General features: G+C 66.2%; 15 protein-coding genes and 2 tRNA genes. 3 read left to right on the top strand and 14 right to left on the bottom strand.

What is annotated here, in order from left to right:
- Positions 1-120: 120 nt before the first annotated feature.
- The 3 genes from QZ588_RS09220 to QZ588_RS09210 form a co-directional block, all read right to left on the bottom strand.
- Positions 121-1587, bottom strand: a complete 1467-nt coding sequence (locus QZ588_RS09220) for an ABC transporter permease (protein WP_295541997.1) — start codon at positions 1585-1587, stop codon at positions 121-123.
- Positions 1588-1651: 64 nt separating this feature from the next.
- The gene (locus QZ588_RS09215) at positions 1652-2629 is read right to left on the bottom strand and encodes an ABC transporter permease (RefSeq protein WP_295541995.1); all 978 of its coding nucleotides are present in this window, start codon (positions 2627-2629) and stop codon (positions 1652-1654) included.
- Positions 2626-4767, bottom strand: coding sequence for an ABC transporter substrate-binding protein (locus QZ588_RS09210; RefSeq protein WP_295542046.1), 2142 nt, complete (start codon positions 4765-4767; stop codon positions 2626-2628). Before QZ588_RS09210 ends, QZ588_RS09215 begins: the two co-directional genes overlap by 4 nt.
- 173 nt (positions 4768-4940) lie before the next feature.
- Here QZ588_RS09210 and QZ588_RS09205 point away from each other — a divergent pair, with 173 nt between their 5' ends.
- Positions 4941-5717 carry an enoyl-ACP reductase gene (locus QZ588_RS09205; RefSeq protein WP_295541993.1) on the top strand — a complete coding sequence of 259 codons (777 nt, stop codon included), beginning with the start codon at positions 4941-4943 and terminating at the stop codon, positions 5715-5717.
- 78 nt (positions 5718-5795) lie between these two features.
- Here QZ588_RS09205 and QZ588_RS09200 read toward each other — a convergent pair whose 3' ends face one another.
- The 9 genes from QZ588_RS09200 to tig all read right to left on the bottom strand — a co-directional run bounded on the left by QZ588_RS09200 (position 5796) and on the right by tig (position 15432).
- Positions 5796-7724: a SurA N-terminal domain-containing protein gene (locus QZ588_RS09200; protein WP_295541991.1), complete on the bottom strand. Its 1929-nt coding sequence runs from the start codon at positions 7722-7724 to the stop codon at positions 5796-5798.
- Positions 7725-7969: 245 nt separating this feature from the next.
- Positions 7970-8046, bottom strand: a tRNA-Asp gene (locus QZ588_RS09195).
- A gap of 244 nt (positions 8047-8290) precedes the next feature.
- Positions 8291-8367 (bottom strand) — tRNA-Val (locus QZ588_RS09190).
- A gap of 24 nt (positions 8368-8391) precedes the next feature.
- The gene (locus tag QZ588_RS09185; protein ID WP_295541989.1) at positions 8392-8664 is read right to left on the bottom strand and encodes an HU family DNA-binding protein; all 273 of its coding nucleotides are present in this window, start codon (positions 8662-8664) and stop codon (positions 8392-8394) included.
- Positions 8665-9077: 413 nt separating this feature from the next.
- Positions 9078-11522, bottom strand: coding sequence for an endopeptidase La (gene lon / locus QZ588_RS09180; protein ID WP_295541987.1), 2445 nt, complete (start codon positions 11520-11522; stop codon positions 9078-9080).
- 64 nt (positions 11523-11586) lie between these two features.
- Positions 11587-11730 carry a hypothetical protein gene (locus tag QZ588_RS09175; RefSeq protein WP_295541985.1) on the bottom strand — a complete coding sequence of 48 codons (144 nt, stop codon included), beginning with the start codon at positions 11728-11730 and terminating at the stop codon, positions 11587-11589.
- A gap of 166 nt (positions 11731-11896) precedes the next feature.
- The gene (gene clpX, locus QZ588_RS09170; RefSeq protein ID WP_295541983.1) at positions 11897-13174 is read right to left on the bottom strand and encodes an ATP-dependent Clp protease ATP-binding subunit ClpX; all 1278 of its coding nucleotides are present in this window, start codon (positions 13172-13174) and stop codon (positions 11897-11899) included.
- 193 nt (positions 13175-13367) lie between these two features.
- Positions 13368-14012, bottom strand: a complete 645-nt coding sequence (clpP, locus tag QZ588_RS09165; protein WP_295541981.1) for an ATP-dependent Clp endopeptidase proteolytic subunit ClpP — start codon at positions 14010-14012, stop codon at positions 13368-13370.
- Positions 14013-14133: 121 nt separating this feature from the next.
- Positions 14134-15432: a trigger factor gene (gene tig / locus QZ588_RS09160; protein WP_295541979.1), complete on the bottom strand. Its 1299-nt coding sequence runs from the start codon at positions 15430-15432 to the stop codon at positions 14134-14136.
- Between the two features lie 449 nt (positions 15433-15881).
- Between tig and alr the strand changes: the two genes are divergently transcribed.
- On the top strand, positions 15882-16967 hold the full coding sequence (alr, locus tag QZ588_RS09155) for an alanine racemase (protein WP_295541977.1): 1086 nt from the start codon (positions 15882-15884) through the stop codon (positions 16965-16967).
- Between the two features lie 99 nt (positions 16968-17066).
- Here alr and ppk2 read toward each other — a convergent pair whose 3' ends face one another.
- Positions 17067-17960, bottom strand: coding sequence for a polyphosphate kinase 2 (ppk2, locus tag QZ588_RS09150; protein ID WP_295541975.1), 894 nt, complete (start codon positions 17958-17960; stop codon positions 17067-17069).
- Between the two features lie 378 nt (positions 17961-18338).
- The gene (locus QZ588_RS09145) at positions 18339-18479 is read right to left on the bottom strand and encodes a hypothetical protein (protein ID WP_295541973.1); all 141 of its coding nucleotides are present in this window, start codon (positions 18477-18479) and stop codon (positions 18339-18341) included.
- A 614-nt stretch (positions 18480-19093) separates the two neighbouring features.
- Between QZ588_RS09145 and QZ588_RS09140 the strand changes: the two genes are divergently transcribed.
- On the top strand, positions 19094-22222 hold a 3129-nt coding region (locus tag QZ588_RS09140), incomplete at its 3' end, for a DNA methyltransferase (RefSeq protein ID WP_295541971.1).

Below are 22222 nucleotides of genomic sequence, written 5' to 3'. Positions count from 1 at the left end.
GATGGCCGTCTCGCCACCGCCGCCGATGCTACCCGGCGGCTGCTCGCGCGACCGACGCCGTCGCGCGCCCGACGCCCGTTGCACGGCGGCGCCCTCGACGCCGCACCTCAATCATGGGCCTCACCGCACGCGGGCGAGCCGCGGATCGAAGGCGTCGCGCACCACGTCTGCGAACAGGTTGGCCGCCAGCACCAGCGTGAACATGAAGACGAAAGCGGCGGCCAGTGACCACCAAACGATGGGCTCACGCGCCAGCTCCAGGCGGGCGCTGTTGATCATGTTGCCCCAGCTGTTCATGGTGGGGTCGACGCCGATGTTGACGTAGGAAAGCACCGCCTCGGCGAGCACCAGGCCGCTGAAGTCCAGCACCACGGTGATCATGACGATATGCAGCACATTGGGCAGAATGTGGCGGCTGATGATGGTGCCGTGGCGAACGCCCAGCGCCGAGGCCGCCTGCACATAGTCCTGCTCGCGCAGCTTCAGTGACTCGCCGCGCAACAGCCGGCAGAGCCCGGTCCAGCTGGTGACGCCGAGGATGATGCACAAAAACAGCAGCCTTAGGTCGGCGCGCTCCACCAGACTGGCGAACTGATCGGCGTTGTTGGTCATGTACACCTGCAGCATCAGGATGGCCGCGGCGATGAGCAGCACACCGGGAATGGAATTGAGCGTGGTGTAGAGATACTGGATGATGTCGTCGGTGAGACCGCGGAAATAGCCGGCCATGATGCCCAGGATCACCGCCGCCGGCAGCATCACCAGCGTGGTGAGGGTGCCGATGACGAGCCCGGTGCGGATGCTCTTCAGGCTCTGGTAGAAGACGTCCTCACCCACCTTGTCGGTGCCGAGAATGTGATAGCCGGCGGCCAGCTCGGCGGCGACGAAGCCGAGCACCAGCATCACCGCCAGCGTCAGCAGCAGCACGCGCCAGGGCACCGTGGTGCGCGCCTGCCAGATGGCGCTGGCACCGTCATTGAAGGTCTCACCGCGGGCATGGGCCACCAGCCACACCAGGCCCGCCGTAAGCGCCATCCAGACCAGCAGCCCTTTGATGGCGCCGAGCACCGTGCGCACGGCGATATCGAAGCCGCGCCGCGACGGGTCTTTCAGGTGTGCGCCGCCGTGCTCCAGCGGCGGATAGCCGCGGACGATGCTGCCGTCAGGCTGCTCGATGGGCTCTTTGACGAACAGATGGGTGGCGAAGGGCGCTGAGAACGTCTTCTCCTGGCGCTCGCGCAGGCCGCTCAGGATCACATCCAGCACCGACAGCACCTGCGTGGAATAGCGCGCCTCCATCGGCGCAGCGGCCGCCCCGCCGGCGTCCGCACGCGCGGCATCGGTGGCCGCCGGCGCCGCCGAAGACGCCGCCACCGGCTCGACACGCGGATGGAAGTGCATCGAATCCAACAGCCCGATCAGCACATAGCAGCCGATCACCACCAGCGCCGCCACGCCGACCCGCGAGCGCGCCACGCTGCGCCAGGGCGCGCGCAGGTGCTCGTGCTGGGCGGCATAGACGCCGTAGCCGAGCGCCACCGCGATCAGCAGAAAGATCAGCGCGTCCGTGGTCAGAATCACCGGCATCTGCGCGACCTCCCGCCGCACCAGGCTGGGTTTTCGCGCGCCACGCACGCGCCCGCGAACATGATCATGACAACCTCACCCGCGGGTCCACCATGGTGTAGGAGATGTCTGTGAGGATGAGCCCGAGGATGTAGAGCACCGAGCCCAGGAACACCATGGCGCGCACGATGGCGAAATCCTGGCGATTGATGGCGTCGATGGTGTAGCTGCCGAGCCCCGGGATGCCGAAGAAGGATTCGGTGATCAGCGCCCCCATGAACAGCAGCGGCAGCACGGCGACGACACCGGTCAGGATCGGGATCAGGGCATTCTTCAGCACATGGCGGAACAGCACGATGCGCTCGCGCAGCCCTTTGGCGCGGGCCGTGCGCACATAGTCACGATTGGCCTCTTCCAGAAAGAAGGTTCGGTACAACCGCGTGCCCGTGCCGATGCCGCCGACGACGCCGACGATGACCGGAAGGATGAGGAACTTGAATGCGTCGAGCCCCGTGTCGTAACCGGAGATGGGCACCAGGTGGAACAGCTTCCCGACGAGGAACTGCCCGCCGATGATGTAGAAGAGCCCGGAAATGGACATCATGGCCACCAGCAGCACGACACTGCCGACGTCGATGTAGGTGGCACGGAAGAAGACGATCATCAGTGCATAACTGATGTTGATGGCGAGCCCCACCAGCAGCACCGGCAGTGCAATGGCCAGGCTCGGCCACATGCGCTGGCGGATGTCGTAGCCGATGTCCCGGCCGCTGTCCGAGGTGCCGAAATCGAATGCGAAGAGCTTGAGCGACTTCTCGAAGAAGATAGTGTCGGTGAGCTTGTCAGTCCCCTCGGCCTGCGCGTTGTAGAGCAGCGGACGGTCGTAGCCATGATCCGCTTTCCAGGCCTGGATAGCCTCCGCAGTGACGCGCTTGTCGCCGAGCTGCATGCGGGCCATGTCGTCCGGCGAGTTGACGACGAAGAAGAGAACGAAGGTAATGAGGTTGACGCCGATGAGGATGGGAATGGCGTACAACAGCCGGCGGATGATATACGCACTCACAGGGCGGCACTCCGCTCGCGCCGGCGGGCGATCATGATGGCGGGCAGCGCTCCCGCCGCCAGCACCACCAGGACGGCGCCGAGGGGCCAGAGCACCGGCGGATTCCAGGCGGTGCGCTGCGTTTCACGGACGCCGGACTCGAGGCTGATGTACTTCAGGGTGTTGTTGGCCATCAGGTTGGGCTTGACGTTGCCGACCCACTGATGATGCAGACTGAAGGACTCCGGGTAGAAGCCGAAGGACCAGGGCGCATCGTGGCGGACGATCTCGGTCATCTCATCGATGACGGCCTGCCGCTCGGGGCCGTCCGGCATGTTCTTCATCCGCTCGAACAGCCGGTCGAGCCTGGGATTGCTGTAGTTGGCGGCATTCTCGCCGCCGTCGATCTTGCGGTTTGGCCCATACAACAGGAAAAAGAAGTTTTCCGGGTCCGGGTAGTCCGCGTTCCAGCCCCACATGAACACCTGGCCGGTGCCCTCGCGCATCTTCTCCTGGAAGCGATTGTAGTCGGTGGCGCGAACGATCAGCTCGATGCCGAGCTTGGCGAACTGCTTGCGCATCCAGTTGAGCCTGGCCTTGCCGTCGGGGCCCGCGTCCATGGCCTCGTAGTAGATACTCAGGGGTCGGCCGGTCTGCGGGTCGCGGCCGTCGCGGTAGCCCGCCTGCGCCAGCAGCGCCCGCGCCTCCGCGATGGACTTGCGCTGCGCCCGGCCATGCGCCCAATCGAACACATAAGGGTTGATGCCGGTCTCGCCGTCACGGTGGCCGAAGATGCCGGGCGGCAGCGGCCCCTGCCCCTGCACACCCCGACCGTTGGCGAAGATCGAGATGAACTCGCCGAAGTCCACCGCGATGCTGATCGCCTGGCGCAGCAGGCGCGCACGCTCGGAGTCGCCGCCGACGATATCGTCCTCCATGTTGAAGCCCATGTACCAGACGGACGTCTGCACCGCGGTGCTGAGCCCGATGCCTTTCGCCCGCATGTCGGCGGTCAGTCCCGCCTCGCCGGCGGCATCGAACTTGACGGCCTGGTCGAAGGCGTCCGAGCTGATCCCTGAGGTGTCGTAGTAGCCCTGCAGAAACTTGTTCCAGTAAGGGATGCTTTCCTTCTCCAGGCTATAGACGGCGCGGTCGATGAAGGGCAGCGGCAGGCCGGCATCGTCGAGCAGTCCCGCCTCCCGGTCGCCGGGCATGCCCGTGGTGGGATAGGTTTCGCCGTGGAAGTTCGGGTTCCGCGCCAACACCATGCGCAGGTTTGGATTGTTTTCGGTGAGCATGAAGGGCCCCGTGCCCACCGGATACCAGTCCAGCGTCATGTTGTTCGCCGCCATGCCAGGCTGACCGGTGAGGGCCTCCGCCTCCCAGGGCATGGGCGCGAAAAAGGGCATCGCCAGCCAGTAGACGAACTGCGGATAACGGCCGTCGATGCGTACCTTGTAGCTGTAGCGGTCCACCACCTCGGCGCCGGGGAAGTCATGCTCGCGCAGATCAAAGAAGGGCCGCTCGCCGCCCACCGGCTCGGGGGCCACCTCGCGGATGCGGTTCGAGAACGCCTCGAAGCCCAGGATGTGCTCACCCATGAGGCCGGCGATGGGCGAATGCAGCCAGGGCACGGCGAGACGCTTGATCTGGTACACGTAGTCTGCGGCCGTGAGCTCCCGGGTGTCGGTCTCGGGCAGGTCCGAGAGCTTGTTCAGGCCCGCGATCCGCCCCGGCGGAAGGTTGTGGTACAGGTAGCCACCGTCCGCATCCCGGGCGAAGGCCGGGTGAGGCTGGTAGCGGATGCCCGGGCGGATACGCACCAGGTATTCCGAAACGGCAATGCGTTCGGGATCGGCGTCCGCCGGCAACGGATTGCCATCGGCATCGAGGTAAGTGGGCTCCGGCACCGCCGCTGCGGTGAGTGGCACCAGGGTGTAGGGCCGTTTCAGCAGGTGATACTGCAGCGGCGGCTCGTAGATCTGGGCGATGAACGCGTACTCGTTGGAGCTGTAGGAGCGCACCGGGTCCAGGTGCTTCGGGCGTTCGGTGAAGGCGCCGTAGAGGATGTTCCCGCCGGCCTGACTCTCGGGGTACGGATTGTTCCAGGGTGGGGCGCCACAGCCTGCTACCAACAGCGCAGCCGCCGCCGCAAGCATCGCAATGGCGATTTGACGCAGGCCGGCGGCGCCCGAGCGCAACGGCGTTCTTGTCACTTTCGCCATCGGGAGGCTTTCGGTAATGTGACCGCGCCGCGGACGCAGTCCTCTGCGCACCGCCCGATTGAAGAATTCAAGACAGACTGACACCGGCAGACCATGGAGACCATCTGATGGGGTTTTTGACTGACAAGCGCTTTCTCATCACCGGCGTTGCGAGCAACCGTTCCATCGCCTGGGGCGTTGCGCAGGCCATGCACCGCGAAGGGGCGCAGCTCGCGCTCACCTACCAGGGCGAGAAGCTCCAGGGCCGAGTGGAAGATCTGGCCAGCGCCGTCGATTCCAACATCGCGCTGCCCCTGGATGTGGCCAGTGACGCGCAGATCGACGCCTGCTTCGAGGCCCTCGCCTCGCATTGGGACGGTCTCGACGGCATCGTGCACGCCATCGCCTATGCGCCGAAGGAGGAACTGGAGGGCAACTATGTCGATGCGCTGACCCGCAAGGGCTTCGCGACGGCGCACGATATCAGTTCCTACAGTTTCGGCGCGCTGGCCAAGGCCGGGCGTACGCTGATGGCGGGACGCGACGGCGCACTGGTCACCATGAGCTACCTCGGCGCGGTGCGCGCCGTGCCCAACTACAACGTCATGGGCGTCGCCAAGGCGAGTCTGGAGGCCAATGTGCGCTATCTGGCGGCGGCGCTGGGGCCCGAGGGCACCCGCGTGAACGCCGTCTCCGCGGGGCCGATCCGCACCCTCGCCGCCGCTGGTATCGCAGACTTCCGCAGCATGCTGAAACAAGTCGAGGAGCGCACGCCGCTCAAGCGCAACGTGACCATCGAGGAAGTCGGCAACGCGGCGGCCTTCCTGTGCTCGGATCTGGCCTCAGGGATTACCGGTGACGTCCTCTACGTGGACACAGGCTACCATATTCTGGGTCTCGGTTGAGGGCACACGGTGTGCGACGCGGCGCCGGCTGCCGCCGGCGTGCGCTCGCCCGCCCGCCCGGCTCTTGGCCGTCGCCGGTCAGGGGTTTTCCCCGCGCAGCGCCTGACGCTCGATGTCGGCCCGGGCAACGAGGTCGTCCAGCACTCGCTCGAAGCCGTGCTCGCCGCGGATGCGGGCGAGCAGGCGCCGTTCCGACGCCCGTGTGGCAGGCTCCATGGTCTCCGGATCACCATCCTGCACGGCGCTCACCGCAACCACGACGGCATCGCCGTCGGGCTGCTGACCCGCAACGTAGCTGATCGCACCGGCATCAGGCCGCGGCGCAGAGAAGGCGAGCTCCAACACCTTCGGCGGCACATCAGCCTGATTGCGAGAGACCAGGCCCGGCGTTTGCGGTTGCGGCACGCTGTCGCCTTCCGGCGCCACGGCGGCCAGCTCGGCCCCAGCCCGTAATCGTTCCAGCAGAGCCTCTGCCTCGGCGAGGGCAGCCGCCGATGCCTCCTCGGCCTGGAGCGCCGCCACGATCTCCTCACGCACGGCTTCGAGCGGTCGCACGGCGGCGGGCTCATGCCTGTCCACCCGCAGCACGATGGCCCGCAACTGATCCCGGTCCGGCTCGATGAGATCGCTGTTGTTGCCACGCGCCAGCACCTCCTCGCTGAACGCCGCAGTGATCACCCTGGGGTTGGCGAGGATACCCTCACCGCCGCCGCGCTCGATCCAGTCGCTGGTCTGCACCTCGAGCCCCAGGGTCTCGGCGGCGGGGATCAGGCTGTCGGGAGCCTCGTAAGTGAGGTTTGCGAGCTGCTCGGCGAGCTCGAAGTACGTCGCTTCCGCATCACCCCGGCCCAGCTCGCGTGCGAGCTGTTCGCGGACCTCCGCGAAGGGCTTCGGCTCGCCGCCTTCGATGGCGGTGACTTCGATCAGGTGGTAGCCGAAGCGGCTGCGCACCGGATCGCTGACCATACCAGGCTGCAGTTCGAAGGCGGCCTGCTCAAAGGCCGGGTCCATCATGCCGCGGGTCACCATGCCGAGGTCGCCCCCTTGCTGGGCGCTGCCCGGGTCCTGGGAATGCTCGGCGGCGAGCGCGGCAAAGTCAGCGCCGGCGGCGATCTCCTCCTTGAGAGCGCTGGCCCGGGCTTTGATGGCCTGCGTCTCTGCATCGTCCGCGTCGGCTGGCACCGTGAGCAGAATGTGACGGATGGCGCGCTGCTGCGGCGTCGTGAACTCCTCCAGGCGTTGCTCGTAGGCCGCACGCAGCGCCTCGTCGGTGATGTCCTCCGAGCCCAGCGCCTCGGCATCGAGGATGATGTAGGCCAGCCTGACCCGTTCCGGCGCCTCGAACTGCGCCGGATTGGCTTCGTAGTAGGCCTGAATCTCCTCCGCAGTGGGGGGCGTCGTGGGCAGATAGCCCCCCTGCGGCAAGATCAGGTAACTGATATCGCGCTGCTGGCGCAGTAACCGGGTTGCCGCGGCGAGCTCGGTATCCGTCGTGAAAGCAGACCGCGTGACGGCCCGGTCGAGCTGTGTCGCCAGCAAGCTCTGGCGGAGCTGCTCTTCATAGGCGGCGGGCGTCAGGCCCTGAAGCCGAAGCACCCGCTCATAGGCCCCTTTGTCGAAAGCCCCATCGCTCTGGAAGGCGGGCTCGGCGAGAATCGCCGCGCGTACGGCTTGATCGGACACGCGCAGCCCCATGGCGTAGGAGCGGTCCAGGAGCACCGCATCGCGGATCATCTGCTCGAGCACCTGTCGACGCAACTGCGTCGTCTCGAAAAGCGCTGGGTCATAGGCCGCACCAAGGCGCTCGCGCAGACGCATGCGCGCACGCTGGACATTGCGATCGAGCTGCCGCTCGCTGATCTTGGTGCCATCCACCTTCGCCACCGTGGGCTCTGCGCCCACGCCCAAATAGGACTGGATGCCCCAGAGTGCGAAGGGGATGCTGATGAGGATCACGATGGCCCAAGCGACCCAACCCTGGGCACGTTCTTTGATCGCCTGCAACATGGTCTACACCCTGTCGGTGGTCTCTGAGATTGGCGCGTGCGCTAAGGCGGCCGGCCGTCATCACCCTGCCGCGAGCGCGGAGCGGCTGGCCATGGCCCCGAGCCTCGCGTCGCCGGGCGCGACGGCCGGCGCCGTGATGCGCCGACCGCCGCAGCCGTTTGCGTTGGTGGGCATCGGGCCGCAAAACAAGAGGCACAAAAAAGGCGCGCCCCTCGTGATGATGGGAAGCGCGCCCTTCTTAGTGTTGGCGGAGTGGACGGGACTCGAACCCGCGACCCCCGGCGTGACAGGCCGGTATTCTAACCAACTGAACTACCACTCCTTAAAATCGCGACTCCCTAATCGCCCGGGCTGACCCGGGTGTCATCCTTGCCCCCATTGGCCTCGGCGAGGACTTGAGGCGCGTTTTGCTGCTGTGTCGTCAGTGCACCAGGCTGTGCACAGTGGGGTGACTCGGACCCTTGAGTGCCAGACTACCCATCACAGCTGCTCACTGCTGTGGCGGCGGTCGCCGCTTCTGGCCACTTGCGAGGTTTGCAGCCGTCTGACCTGAGCACACCCCGGTGTGGTGGGTGCTGCAGGGCTCGAACCTGCGACCCTCGCCTTGTAAGGGCGATGCTCTAGCCAACTGAGCTAAGCACCCCGCGTCATCACCCGACGAAGCCCCTTATTGTATAGCATCCTTCAGCGCTTTGCCAGCCTTGAAAGACGGCGTCTTGGAAGCGGCGATCTCGATGGTCGCACCGGTTTGCGGATTCCGTCCGGTTCGCGCAGCCCGCTCCTTCACCAGAAAGGTGCCAAACCCGATGATGGAGACGCTATCGCCACTCTTCAGTGCCACGGCAATGGAGTCCGTGAGTACGTCGAGCGCCCGGCCGGCGGCTGCCTTCGAGATGTCTGCCCCGTCTGCCATGGCATCGATAAGATCCGATTTGTTCATTCTCCCCCCGTTGTCTCGAATGACCGTGGATACCGCGCGTTCAGTGGAAACGTCATGGTGGCCGCAACGCTCGAGTGGACGTGCGGCCTGCGCTGAATGTTGTCGAGCGCATGCAATGCTGTCAAGCGAATCCGCCAACCCCGACGGCGCCGAGCGCCAGGGCTCAAGGGCCCGCCCGACGTGTTACGACGACATCTGGCCGGTGCCTCCGCAGCCGACGACCTAATGAGATGGGTGATGGCCCGTCAGGCCACGGCGCACGGCACGGCGCCTGGGGCCGTAAGGCCCTGGCGCTGGTTGCGTCCGCTCGATGGCCCGGGCGCACGAGCAGGCGACCGTAACAGCCGCCGGGCGTGCGATGGCCGGCTACGGCGGCCCTGGCGCCGCCGGCCAGGGCCGTCGTCCCGGCCAGCTCAGTGATGCGTGCGCACCCCGCTCGGCTGCTCTTCAGGCTTGGCGGGAGGCGCATCCTTGGCCTCGGTCTCACCCGCCTCGTCTGCCGGTCGTGGCAGTGCCGTGAGCGCCACATCCAACACTTCATCGATCCAGCGCACGCTGCGGATATCGAGCTTTTGCTTGATGTTCTTCGGAATATCGACGAGGTCGCGCTCATTGTCGTGCGGGATGAGCACGGTCTCGATCCCACCGCGATGGGCCGCCAGTAGCTTCTCCTTCAGACCACCGATGGGCAGCACCTCGCCGCGCAGCGTGATCTCGCCGGTCATGGCGACGCTCGAGCGCACCGGGATCTTGGTCAGCGCCGACACCAGCGCCGTGCACATGGCGACACCGGCACTGGGACCATCCTTGGGTGTCGCCCCCTCGGGCACATGGATGTGCAGGTCGTACTTCTGGTGGAAGTCGGGCTCGATGCCGAGTGCCGCGGAGCGACTGCGCACCACGGTCATGGCCGCCTGGATGGACTCCTGCATGACGTCACCGAGCTGCCCGGTGTAGACGAACTTACCCTTGCCCGGCACCAGCGCGGATTCGATGCGCAGCAGCTCGCCGCCGACCTCGGTCCAGGCGAGCCCCGTCACCTGGCCGATCTGATCGTGCTCGTCGGCGCGGCCAAAGCGGAAGCGGCGGACACCGAGGTACTTCTCGAGCGACTTCGGCGTCACCACCACCGTGGCATCCGAGCGCTTCTTGAGGAGCACCTCCTTGACCACCTTGCGGCAGATCTTGGAGCACTCGCGCTCCAGGTTGCGTACGCCGGCCTCGCGGGTGTAGTAGCGGATCACATCCCGCAGCGCCGCCTCACGGATGGTGAGTTCTCCCTTCTTCAAGCCGTTGGCCTTCATCTGCTTGGGGATGAGATAACGCTCGGCGATATTGACCTTTTCGTCTTCCGTGTAGCCCGCGAGCCGAATCACCTCCATGCGGTCGAGCAGCGCCGGCGGGATATTCAGGGTATTGGCGGTGCCGACGAACATCACCTCGGAGAGGTCGAAGTCCACCTCGAGGTAGTGGTCGTTGAAGGTGTGGTTCTGCTCGGGGTCCAGCACTTCCAGCAGCGCGGAGGCCGGGTCGCCACGGAAGTCCATGGCCATCTTGTCGATCTCGTCCAGCAGGAAGAAGGCATTGCGCGAGCCGGCCTTGGAGAGGTTCTGGATGATCTTCCCGGGCAGGGCACCGATGTAGGTGCGCCGGTGGCCCCGAATCTCGGCCTCATCACGCACACCGCCCAGGGACATGCGCACGAACTTGCGGTTGGTCGAGCGCGCGATGGACTGCCCCAGCGAGGTCTTACCGACGCCGGGCGGACCCACCAGGCAGAGGATGGGGCCCTTGAGCTTCTTCACCCGCTGCTGGACGGCCAGGTATTCGAGAATCCGCTCCTTGACCTTTTCCAGGCCGTAGTGGTCGGTGTCGAGCACCTTTTGCGCCACGCGGATATCGTTGCGAATACGTGTGCGCTTCTTCCAGGGCACCGACACCAGGGTGTCGACGTAGTTGCGCACCACCGTCGCCTCGGCGGACATGGGCGACATGAGCTTCAGCTTGTTGAGCTCGGCGGTCGCCTTGTCCTTGACCTCTTTGGGCATGCCCGCCTCCTCGATGCGCTTGCCCAGGTCTTCGAGCTCGTTGGGCGCGTCCTCCAGCTCACCCAGCTCTTTCTGGATGGCCTTCATCTGCTCGTTCAGATAGTACTCGCGCTGATTCTTCTCCATCTGGCGCTTCACCCGGCCGCGGATGCGCTTTTCCATCTGCAGAATATCGTTCTCGGCCTCCATCAGCCCCATCAGGTGCTCCAGGCGCTGCTGCACGTCCACCATCTCGAGCACATGCTGCTTCTCCTCGAGCTTCAGCGACATGTGTGCCGCCATGGTGTCCGCGAGACGCCCGGGCTCGTCGATGCTCGACAGCGACGTCAGCACCTCCGGCGGTACCTTTTTGTTGAGCTTGACGTACTGATCGAACAGGCTGACCGCCGAGCGCATCAGCACCTCCTGCTCGCGCTCATCGGCCTCCAGCGTATCCGGGAGTGCCGCCACCACCGCAGAGAAGGCGTCGTCGGCGCTGACGAAACGCTTGGCCTTGGCGCGCCGGTGGCCTTCCACCAGCACCTTGACGGTGCCGTCCGGGAGCTTCAGCAACTGCAGAACATTGGCCAGCGTGCCGATGTGGTGCAGATCGCTCACCGCCGGGTCGTCCACATCGGCGTTCTTCTGGGCGATCAGCAGGATCTGCTTGTCGGCGCCCATGGCCGCATCAAGGGCCTTGATGGACTTGTCACGACCCACGAACAGGGGGATGACCATATGCGGATAGACCACGACGTCCCGCAGCGGCAGGACCGGCACGTCTTGGTCGGTGAGGGTGGATCGGTCGTTTTCGTGAACGCTCTCGCCCATGGAATCTTTGCTCCGGTTGGCCGTGGCGGCTGGCACGAGGCCGCAGGAGAACTGCGGTCTATGCCTACGGCAGTTGCAGAAATCTTGGATAAGGATTGACGTTTGGGCGCATTGGCGGCGCTTCAATCAGCGCCACCGCGAAAAACCCATGCCTGCCGTGCCAATTATTAGCAAGCACCATGCCCGATTCGCCAACGGCGGCCATCATGCACCATGGGCTGCGGGGAAAGCCCGATGGTTCTCGTGCTGTTGGCGTTTGCGCCCGCACATGGCAGGCACAGCGAAGAGGCGGGAGATGGGACGGGATGGCGGCCCGCCGGGAGGCGATTGCGTGCGCCAGCCACGCCTGCAGTCGGGCACCAGCCGGCCGATGCTCAATCCGAGGATGCGGCCCGCTGTTGCTCGCCGCCGTCGTAGATGATGAAGGGCGTGTTCTCCCCCGCGATGACGGAGGAGTCGACCACGACTCGACTCACGCTCTCGAGTGATGGCAAATCGTACATGATGTCGAGCAGCACCTGCTCCATGATGGTTCGCAGTCCGCGGGCGCCTGTCTTGCGCTCCATGGCTTTGACCGCGATGGCCTGCAGCGCGTCGTCGCGCAGCTCCAGCTCGCAGCCCTCCATGGAGAACAGGCGTCCGTATTGTTTGTACAGCGCGTGCTTGGGCTCGGTGAGGATGCGCACCAGGGCTGCCTCGTCGAGCTCGTCCAGGGTGGCCATCACCGGCAGCCGCCCCACGAACTCCGGGATGAGGCCATAGCGAATCAGGTCTTCGGGCTCGACACCGCACAACAGCTCGCCGATCTTCTTGCCGTCGTCCTTGGAGTGGACCTCGGCCGAGAAGCCGATGCCGCCCTTGCGGCTGCGCTGCTCGATGATCTTATCGAGACCCGCGAACGCGCCGCCCACGATGAACAGGATGTTCGACGTGTCCACCTGCAGGAACTCCTGCTGCGGATGCTTGCGGCCACCCTGCGGCGGCACCGAGGCGACGGTGCCCTCGATCAGCTTGAGCAGGGCCTGCTGCACGCCCTCGCCGGAGACGTCGCGCGTGATGGAGGGGTTATCGGCCTTGCGGGAGATCTTGTCGATCTCATCGATGTAGACGATGCCGCTCTGTGCCTTCTCGACGTCGTAATCGCACTTCTGCAGCAGCTTCTGGATGATGTTCTCGACGTCCTCGCCGACGTAGCCCGCTTCCGTGAGCGTGGTCGCATCGGCGATGGTGAAGGGGACGTTCAGCAGCCGTGCGAGCGTCTCGGCGAGCAGTGTCTTACCGGAGCCGGTGGGGCCGATCAGGAGGATATTGCTCTTGGAGATCTCGATGTCTTCCTTGGCTTCGCTCGCCTCGAGCCGTTTGTAGTGGTTGTAGACGGCAACCGAGAGGACTTTCTTGGCCTGCTCCTGCCCGATGACAAACTGATCCAGGCTGTCGTTGATCTCGCGTGGCTTGGGCAGACGGCTGGTGGCCTCGCCCACGCCCTCCTGCATCTCCTCGCGGATGATGTCGTTACACAGTTCGACACATTCGTCGCAGATGAAGACCGACGGTCCGGCGATCAGCTTACGCACCTCGTGCTGGCTCTTGCCGCAGAATGAACAGTACAGGAGCTTCCCTTCGTCGCTCTTTCCGTGGGTGTTTCCGCTCATGTGTGGCGAGGTCTCCGCGGGACGGTCCGGCTGTTGCAAGGCGTTGTGAACGCCTCTTTACAAGCGTTTTATCATAACGACTCGCGACGATATCGCAAGCCGACGGATGGGCGGGCTCGACGTCGTCGATGCCAGCGCCGGCGGCGCGCGCCCGGACTACACGCCGGGCGCGCCCGTGCCGGCGCGGGCGCTGCTAAGCCGCTTGCGGCGAGCCCGTGCGCTCATCGAGGACACCGTCGATGAGTCCATACTCCACGGCGGCCTCGCCGCCCATGAAGCGGTCGCGCTCGGTGTCTTCGGCGATCTTCTCGAGTGGCTGGCCGGTGTGGTGCGCAAGGATATGATTCAGCTGGTCGCGAATGTGGAGAATCTCGCGGGCATGGATGTCGATGTCCGTGGCCTGGCCCTGGAAGCCCCCGAGCGGCTGATGGATCATCATCCGCGAGTGCGGTAGACAGAAGCGCTTGCCGCCGGTGCCGCCCGCCAGCAGCAGCGCACCCATGCTCGCCGCCTGGCCGATGCACATGGTGCTGACATCCGGGCGGATGAAGCGCATGGTGTCGTAGATCGCCAGGCCCGCGGTCACCGAGCCCCCCGGCGAGTTGATGTACAGATGGATGTCTTTGTCCGGATTCTCGGACTCGAGGAAGAGCATCTGCGCAACGACGAGGTTGGCCACGTGATCCTCCACGGGCCCCACCAGAAAGACGACCCGTTCTTTCAGGAGCCGCGAGAAGATATCGAACGACCGCTCGCCGCGGGCGGTCTGCTCGATCACCATCGGAACCAGGCCGAGGGCCTGCGGCGACGGCGGTAGCTGATCGTGTGTATGATTCATGGCTGCGGGATGTCGCTAGATCGGTGAAACGGGCCACGCGTGGCCCTAAGAGTTAGGGACGCGCGCCGCCGGAGGCAACGCGCAACAGCACATCGGCGTGCGCGCACCGCGACGAACGATGTCAAACGTCGTTGGCCTGGACCAGATCGTCGAAGCTGTTGGGCTCGTCTTCCACATCGGCGCTCTCCAGCAGACGCTCGATCGCAAGCTTCTCCAGCACCACCGACTCCACCTCCGACAGCCGCTGCGGATCGGCGTAGTAGTAGCTCACCACCTCCTCAGGGTTTTCATAGGTCGCGGCCCACTCCTGCACCAGCGCCTCGACCTGCTCCGAGCTCGGCTGCAGCTCGTAGCGCTTGACCACTTCGCGCATCACCAGAGTCAGCTTGGCACGGCGCTCGGCGGGCTCGGCGAAGAGCGCATCCGGCAAGTCGATACCGTTAGCCCCGGCGCCGGCCGCCTGCAGCGTCTGGCGCTTCATGTCCCGGATCTCCGCATTCACCAGCGCCGGCGGCAGATCCACCGGGTTCGCCTCCAGCAGGGCGTCCGTGACCTGCTTCTTGACGTTCGCCTCGATGCGCTGTGCCAGCTCACGCTCCATATTGGCACGCACGTCCGCGCGGAAGCGCTCGGCGTCGCCATCGTCGATGCCGAAGGCGGCCATGAACTCGGCGTCCACCGCCGGCAGACTCGGCGCCGCCACCGCCTCCACGCTCACCTGAAACTGCGCATGACGGCCGGCGAGGTCGGCGTTTTGATACGCCTCGGGGAAGGTGACCTCCACGACGCGCTCCTCGCCGGCGCTCGCGCCTTCCAGCTGCGCTTCGAAGCCGGGGATGAAGCGCTCGCTGCCGAGCACCAGCTCATGATGCTCGCCGCTGCCGCCCTCGAAGGGCTCACCGTCGATGCTGCCCACGAAGGTTATGGTCACACGGTCACCGCTCTGCGCCGGACGCTCCACATCCTCGAAGGTGCGTCGCTGCTCGCGCAGACGCTCGATCATCGCCTCCACGTCCGCATCCGTGACCGCAGCCACGGGGCGGGCGATGCGCTTGCCCGCGAGATCCTTGAGCTCGACCTCGGGCAGCACATCGAATTTGGCGACGTAGGCGTAGCGGCGGCTCCCGGCATCGATGTCGGGCTCGATCTCCGGCACGCCCGCCGGGTGCAGATCCTGATCGGTGACGGCCCGCACGAAGCTCGACTGCACCATCTCGCTGAGCACCTCGCCGCGTACGCTCTCGCCGAAGCGCTGGCGCAGCACGCGCATGGGCACCTTGCCGGGGCGGAAGCCAGGAATGTTCGCCTGTCGGGCCGCGTCCCGCAGCTTCTGGTCGACTTGGCGCTCAAAGTCGTCGGCGGGCAGTTCCACGATCATGTGGCGGGCGAGCCCCTCGCCGGCCTCGACGGTCACTTGCATGGCTTCGTGCTCCTTGGATCTGATGTGCGGGATGGCCGAAAAACACGGCAGTATAAGCCGCAACCGGCGCATTCTCCAAGCACGCGCATCGACATCGACGCGATTGTCGGCGCCGCAAGCCCAACATCGCGCGGCTGCGCCATCGCCTCGACGCGAGACGCCCAAGCCACGGGCACGGCGGCGTCGCACACGGCGTCGGCTCGCCGCGTCAGAATGGCGCGCCGCGCGCAACCGATCCTGTCGGCGGTGGGTCGTCCTCTGCCTGGCGCGCCCCGACGCAGGCGCACCCAACTCGTCGCGCACACTTGCGTTGCGGGAATGCGGGCGGCAGCATCAGGACAACGGCCCTGGCGCCGTGAACAGCCGCCGCACGCGGCCACCAAAGCACCGCCGCCCAAGGGGCCGGCACCCGCTCCGTTTCACCAGTCTCCCTGCAGCCCCACGTCCCCATGGCCCGTCCCACGCGCGCTCACGTCGACCTCGCTGCGATCCGGCACAACTATGCTCACGCCAAGACGCGGGCACCGGGCGCGAGGGCGCTGGCGGTGGTCAAGGCCGACGCCTACGGCCATGGCGCCGTGGCCGTGGCACGCACGCTGGCGCCGCTGGCGGACGCCTTCGCGGTTGCCTGCACGGAAGAAGCCCTGGCGCTGCGCGAGTCCGGCATTGGCAACCCCATCGTGCTGCTGGAGGGGATCTTCGAGCCGGCCGAGCTCGGGCTGCTGGACAGCGCCCGGCTCACACCCGTGGCCCACAGCCGCGAGCAGGTGGACTGGCTGTGCCGCGCGCGCCCAACGCGACCGTTGGCAGTCTGGCTCAAGATGGACACGGGCATGCACCGCCTGGGCCTCGAGCCCTCAGACTTCGCGGCCGCCTACGCCCGGCTCGCCGACTGCCCCCACGTCAGCGAGATCGTGCTCATGACCCACCTCGCCTGCGCCGACGAGCCCGACCACCCGGCCACCCAGGCACAGCTCGCATGCTTCAGCGCCCACGCCGGCGCCCTCCCCGGCCCGCGCAGCATTGCCAACTCCGCCGCCGTGCTGGGCTATCCACCCGCACACGGCCACTGGCTGCGCCCGGGCATCATGCTCTACGGCGCCAGCCCCCTGGGCGAAGCCCATGCATCCGCCGCGGCGCTGCGCCCCACCATCGCCCTGGAGTCGCGGCTCATCAGCGTGCGCCACCTTGCCCCCGGCGAGGCCATCGGCTACGGCGGACGCTTCGTCTGCCAGCGCCCCACCCGCGTCGGCGTGGTCGCCGCCGGCTATGCCGACGGCTACCCCCGCCACGCCCGCGACGGCACGCCCGTGGCCGTGAACGGCAAGCCGAGCCGGCTCATCGGCCGCGTTTCGATGGACATGCTGACGGTGGACCTCACCGACCAGCCCGGCGCCCACCCCGGCGATCCGGTGCAGCTCTGGGGCGATCTGGTCGCGGCCAACGCCGTGGCGGCCGCCAGCGACACCATCGCCTATCAGCTCTTCACCGGCCGCTCGCAGCGGGTGCCGGTGAGCTATCGCGACGACCGCTGACCCGCCGGCGCACGCGCTTTGCCCTGCGGTGACAACCCGGGGCTGGTCGCGCGGCCAGCCGCACCGCCCGTGCGGCCCGTTCCCTGGGCATCGGCGTCGTCAGGCCTTTGCTGGCGCCTTCGGGTAGATCTCCGGGACGATCTTCTGCTGATCCCTGGGCGGGCGGATGTAATCGCGCTGGGGCGGGCGTGTCGCCAGCGTCAGCGGTTCCGGCGTCAGATCCTCGTACGGGATCAGGGTGAGCAGGTGTGCGACGCAATTGAGCCGGGCATGCTTCTTGACGTCGGAGTTGACCACATACCAGGGCGCCTCGGGAATATCTGTGTACTGCATCATCCGATCCTTCGCCTCGGAGTAGTCGACCCAGCGATTGCGTGACTCCAGGTCCATCGGGCTCAGCTTCCAGCGTTTGGTGGGATCTTTCAGCCGCGACTGGAAGCGTCGCTCCTGTTCCTCGTCACTCACCGAGAACCAGTACTTGATGAGCGTGATGCCGGAGCGCACCAGCATGCGCTCGAACTCCGGGCAATCGTACATGAAGCGGATGTACTCCTCGTTGGTGCAAAAGCCCATCACACGCTCGACGCCGGCGCGGTTGTACCAGCTGCGATCGAGGATCACGATCTCGCCGGCCGCCGGCAGGTGCTGCACGTAGCGCTGGAAGTACCACTGGGTCTTTTCCCGCTCAGTGGGCGCCGGCAGCGCCACCACGCTGGCGACGCGGGGATTGAGCGGCTCGGTGATGCGCTTGATGGTGCCGCCCTTGCCGGCGGCGTCGCGGCCCTCGAACACGAGCACCACCTTCAGCCCCTTGGTCTTCACCCACTCCTGCATTTTCACCAGTTCCACGTGCAGGCGTTTCAGCTCCTTCTCGTAGGTGGCGTTATCGATGCGGTTGGCCTTGGCCTGTTTGGCCTTTTGATCTTTCTTGTTGGCTTTTGCGCGGGTCGCCCGCTTGCCATTTTTCTTCATCGCTGCGGCGTCATCATCCATCATCGGCTCCTATGGCCCAGTCGTTGTAGACCCCATCATCGTCAATGGCCGGCTCAGGCCGCGGCCGGCTGGGAGGCGACTGGCGCCGCCCGCGGCCTGCGGAGCCCACGCCCGCGCAGGCGCCGAGGCGCACCAGCGCCGCGCATTGCGACAGGGGATGCCCGTTGGCTGTGCACAACCGCGGCAGTCGCAGTTGTCATGCGTGTGACGGTTTGATGATAAGCAGATTACGCGCCAACCGCACCCGCGCGGCTGCCCACCGTCGATAAACAGCAGCAGCGCCCCTCCTCTGCAGCCCGAGGGATGCCGGGCAGCCGCAAGCGCGGCACCGGCAGCCGGGGTGCTGATCGGGGGCGCAGATCGGGGGCGCGGATCGTGTCAGAGAACGCCGAGCGTGGCAGCCACCAGGGTGGTGGCCACCAGCAGCGTGCAGGCCAGAGCCCGCAGCGTGGCGTCGGCCGTGTCGGCCAGCACCACCGCCTCGACACGCACTGGCTGAAGCTGTTTCTGTTGCCGCATGACGCTGACTCCCTGCGTGGCCAAATGACAGGGCCATCTGGCCTGGTTACACGGTCACGGCCTGCAAGCACAGGCCGTGCATGTCGAGCCGGCCGACGGCGGCGGATCATCAATCGCAGTCACAGCAGTCGACGGTGCGGGCGGCGCCATCATCGGCACCCCGACCGGCGCCCCTGTGGACGCCGCCACAGCGGCCCGCCGAAGGCCGGCTTTCACTAAAAGCATAGCTCACACAAATCCTCATATCATGCTGCCCGCCGTGCGGGCCTATCTGCAACAGCCCGATGCACGGCGCCCCATGCTGCACAAGCTGCACCGGCTGGAGCCACCGGGCCCCGTCGATTATGCTGGTGCGGGCAGGCCATCAAAAGGCGCCTGCTCGCCGGCGTGGACGCAATGAGAGCAAACGTTGCAGACAGCAGGCCTGCCCGGTTGGCTAAGACCAAGACAGCACGCAGGCCTGATCCGCCTGATCCGAACGGTGCTAGTTGCGGCTGCGGAAGCCCGCTGATCGGTCATGCGCCGGACGGGCGCGAGACCCCGGTGCGGCCTACCGCCGAACCGCAAAGGCGCACGCCCCCGAGGCCCACCAACCTGCCAGCAGGATGCCCCCCATGCCATCGCAGGACCACTTCAAGCCCTTGTTCAACGCCCGCTTACTGCGGGAGGCACTCGAGGCCGCGCATGTCCAATGCGCCGACACGCAAAGCCGAATTGCCGAGCATTGGGCCGACAGCGCCCGCTCCGGCGCGCTGCTCGCCAGCAAAGAGAAGCAGTTGCAGGGCCAGTTCCTGTCGGAAGTCTTCGGCCAGCTGCTGGGCTACGCGCAGATTGTCGGCGCCGGCGAGGTGCATCACCTGGAGCCCGAGACCAGTTCCAAGGCGGTGAAGGGCTACCGACCGCCGGATGCGCGGCTGGGCTGGTACGGCCCGGACATCGACCGCACCCGCGCCGTTGTGGAGCTGAAGTCGCCCGGCGCGGACCTGGACGCCAAGCAGAGCGCCGCCTATGCCCGCCTGACCCCCGTGGAGCAGGCCTTTGGCTATGCCGCCAAGGTGGACGGCTGCCGCTGGGTCATCGTCAGCAACTACCTGGAGCTGCGCCTCTATCGCACCGACCGCGGCGAGGGCTACTACCAGCGCATCGAGATCGCCGATCTCGCCGAGCCTGCGTGCTTGCGGGCCTTCTGCTTCCTGCTCGGGCGCGACACCCTGCTCGGGCTGGCGCCCGGCGCCGAGAGCGCCGTCGAGCGACTGGCGACCCGCACGCACGCCGAAGAAGAGCGCATCAGCAAGGCGTTCTATGTGTTCTACCGGGATCTGCGCATCAGCTTGTTCGACCAGCTGCGGGAGGATAACCCGGCGCCCGCCAACGTACCGACACAAGCGCACCTGGACCGGCTGCTGGAGCTGGCACAAAAGATTCTGGACCGGTGCCTGTTCATCTGCTTCTGCGAGGACACCCGGCTGCTGCCCGCCGAGGTCCTGACGCAAGCCCTCAACGCCAAGTCCGAGGGCTTTGTGCAAGTCTCGCGCTGGCAACAGCTCTGCGGGCTGTTCAAGGCGGTGGACAAGGGACACCCGCCGATGCAGATCAACGCCTACAACGGCGGGCTGTTCGCACATGACCCGGACCTGGAACGCCTGACCGTGGCCGATACCAGTCTTGATGGGATTGCAGCGTTGGCCCGCTACGACTTCGAGACCGACCTCAACGTCAACATCCTGGGGCACATCTTCGAGCAGTCCATCACGGACCTGGAGCTGATTCGCGCCAGCATCCGGGGCGAGATTGCGGACAAGCAGCGCTCGCGGCGCCGGCGCGACGGCATCTTCTACACGCCCGAGCTGATCACGTCGTTCATGGTGGCGCGCACCATCGGCGGCTGGCTGGCCGGGCGCGAGGCCGAGCTCGAGGCCCGGCATCGCACCGGCAAGCCCGGACCCATGTCCAACGAGACCCGCCTGAAAGTGCAGCTGGACCTGCTCGAGGTGCTGCGGCGCATCAAGGTGCTGGACCCGGCGTGCGGGTCCGGGGCTTTCCTGGTCGCCGCATTCGACTACCTGATCGCACAGCACGAGCGCATCAACGCCGCCATCGCCGCGCTCACCGGGTCGGCACAACAGCGGGGCCTGTTCGACCTGAATCGGCAGGTTCTGCAAGACAACCTGTTCGGCGTGGACCTCAATCGCGAGTCCGTCGAGATCACCAAGCTCTCGCTGTGGCTCAAGACCGCGCGCCGCGACAAACCGCTCAACGCCCTGGACGCCAACATTCGCTGCGGCAACTCCCTGGTGGCGCCGCTCGCGGCCGACGCGCCCGAGTCTTTGCGCCAAGCCTTCGCGGCACTGCCCGCGGACATCCGCGCCTTCGACTGGCGTGACGCGTTTCCCGAGGTCTTCGCCGGCGGGGGCTTTGATGTGGTGATCGGCAATCCGCCCTACGTGCGCCAGGAGTCAATCGGCACGCTGAAGCCCTACCTCGCGGCGTGCTACGCCAGCTACAGCGGCGTGGCAGACCTGTACGTCTACTTCTACGAGCGCGGTCTCAGCCTGCTGGCCCCCGGCGGCAAGCTCTCCTACATCGTCACCAACAAGTGGATGCGGGCCGGCTACGGTGAGCCGCTGCGCCGTCTTTTCAGTGAGCGCGCGGTGTTTGAAGAAATGCTCGACTTCGGCCATGCGCCGATCTTCGAGGACGCCGACACCTTCCCCTGCATCATCGTCGCGCGACGACAGCCAGCGGCATCCGACTCGGAGTCCGTTGCGGACCCGGAGCCGCCCACCGTAAGCGTCTGCCCGGTACCGCGGGACCGCTCCGCCGAGCTGTCGCTCGACAACTACGTGCACGAGCACGCCTACCCCGTGCCCTGGAGCCGCTACGGCGCCGAGCCCTGGAGCCTGGAGCCGCCGGCGGTGGACACGCTGATGCAGCGCCTGCGGGAGCGCGGGACGCCGCTTGCGGAGTTCCTGGGCGTGCGACCGCTGTACGGGATCAAGACCGGACTCAACGAGGCCTTTCTGATCGACGACGCCACCCGCGCCGCGCTGATCCGCGATGATCCCGGCTGTGCCGACATCATCAAGCCCTACCTGCGCGGGCAGGACATCAAGCGCTGGGCGCCGGACTGGCAGGGGCTGTGGATGATCGCGCTCAAGTCCAGCGGCGATCACACATGGCCGTGGAGTGGAGCTGGCGACGGTGCCGAAGATGTCTTCGCGGGCACCTTCCCGAGCTTGTACGCGCACATGAAGCCGTTACAGGCGCGCCTGATGAAGCGGCGGGACAAGGGATGGTTCTGGTGGGAGCTGCGGTCGTGTGATTACTACAGCCAATTCGATCAACCGAAGATCGTGCACACCGATATCGCATGGCGCCCACAGTTTGCCTTTTCCGATTCAACCTTGTATTTCGTGAACACGAGCTACCTGTGGCCCACGAGTGATCTCTATGTCCTGGGAGTCTTGAACTCGCCGCTCATGTGGGCGTTCCTCTGGCGCAATGCGCAGCACGGCAAGGACGAAGCCCTAAGATTTTTCAGCTCCTTCATGGCCACTCTACCTATCGCAGACCCCACCCCCGCGCTGCGCACCAAGATCGAGGAGCACACCGCCGAGGCCCTGGCGCTGACCGGCGCCGCGCAGACCGCGTCCCGCGAGCTGCTGGACTGGCTGCGTGTGGAGTTCGGCGTCGAAAAGCCGGGACAGCGCCTCACCGACTACCAGAATCTCAGCACCGACGAC

The organism is uncultured Thiohalocapsa sp. (assembly GCF_913062725.1).
Taxonomy (GTDB): Bacteria; Pseudomonadota; Gammaproteobacteria; order Chromatiales; family Chromatiaceae; genus Thiohalocapsa.
The sequence above is the reverse complement of the archived record's forward strand: the minus strand, read 5'-3'. Positions and strand labels throughout refer to the sequence as shown.

What these genes read in the sequence shown, in the direction of transcription:
- QZ588_RS09220 (WP_295541997.1), bottom strand. Translation starts at nt 1,587, where the DNA reads ATGCCGGTGATTCTGACCACGGACGCGCTGATCTTTCTGCTGATCGCG.
- QZ588_RS09210 (WP_295542046.1), bottom strand. Translation starts at nt 4,767, where the DNA reads ATGCTTGCGGCGGCGGCTGCGCTGTTGGTAGCAGGCTGTGGCGCCCCA.
- QZ588_RS09205 (WP_295541993.1), top strand. Translation starts at nt 4,941, where the DNA reads ATGGGGTTTTTGACTGACAAGCGCTTTCTCATCACCGGCGTTGCGAGC.
- QZ588_RS09200 (WP_295541991.1), bottom strand. Translation starts at nt 7,724, where the DNA reads ATGTTGCAGGCGATCAAAGAACGTGCCCAGGGTTGGGTCGCTTGGGCC.
- QZ588_RS09185 (WP_295541989.1), bottom strand. Translation starts at nt 8,664, where the DNA reads ATGAACAAATCGGATCTTATCGATGCCATGGCAGACGGGGCAGACATC.
- lon (WP_295541987.1), bottom strand. Translation starts at nt 11,522, where the DNA reads ATGGGCGAGAGCGTTCACGAAAACGACCGATCCACCCTCACCGACCAA.
- QZ588_RS09175 (WP_295541985.1), bottom strand. Translation starts at nt 11,730, where the DNA reads ATGATGGCCGCCGTTGGCGAATCGGGCATGGTGCTTGCTAATAATTGG.
- clpX (WP_295541983.1), bottom strand. Translation starts at nt 13,174, where the DNA reads ATGAGCGGAAACACCCACGGAAAGAGCGACGAAGGGAAGCTCCTGTAC.
- clpP (WP_295541981.1), bottom strand. Translation starts at nt 14,012, where the DNA reads ATGAATCATACACACGATCAGCTACCGCCGTCGCCGCAGGCCCTCGGC.
- tig (WP_295541979.1), bottom strand. Translation starts at nt 15,432, where the DNA reads ATGCAAGTGACCGTCGAGGCCGGCGAGGGGCTCGCCCGCCACATGATC.
- alr (WP_295541977.1), top strand. Translation starts at nt 15,882, where the DNA reads ATGGCCCGTCCCACGCGCGCTCACGTCGACCTCGCTGCGATCCGGCAC.
- ppk2 (WP_295541975.1), bottom strand. Translation starts at nt 17,960, where the DNA reads ATGGATGATGACGCCGCAGCGATGAAGAAAAATGGCAAGCGGGCGACC.
- QZ588_RS09145 (WP_295541973.1), bottom strand. Translation starts at nt 18,479, where the DNA reads ATGCGGCAACAGAAACAGCTTCAGCCAGTGCGTGTCGAGGCGGTGGTG.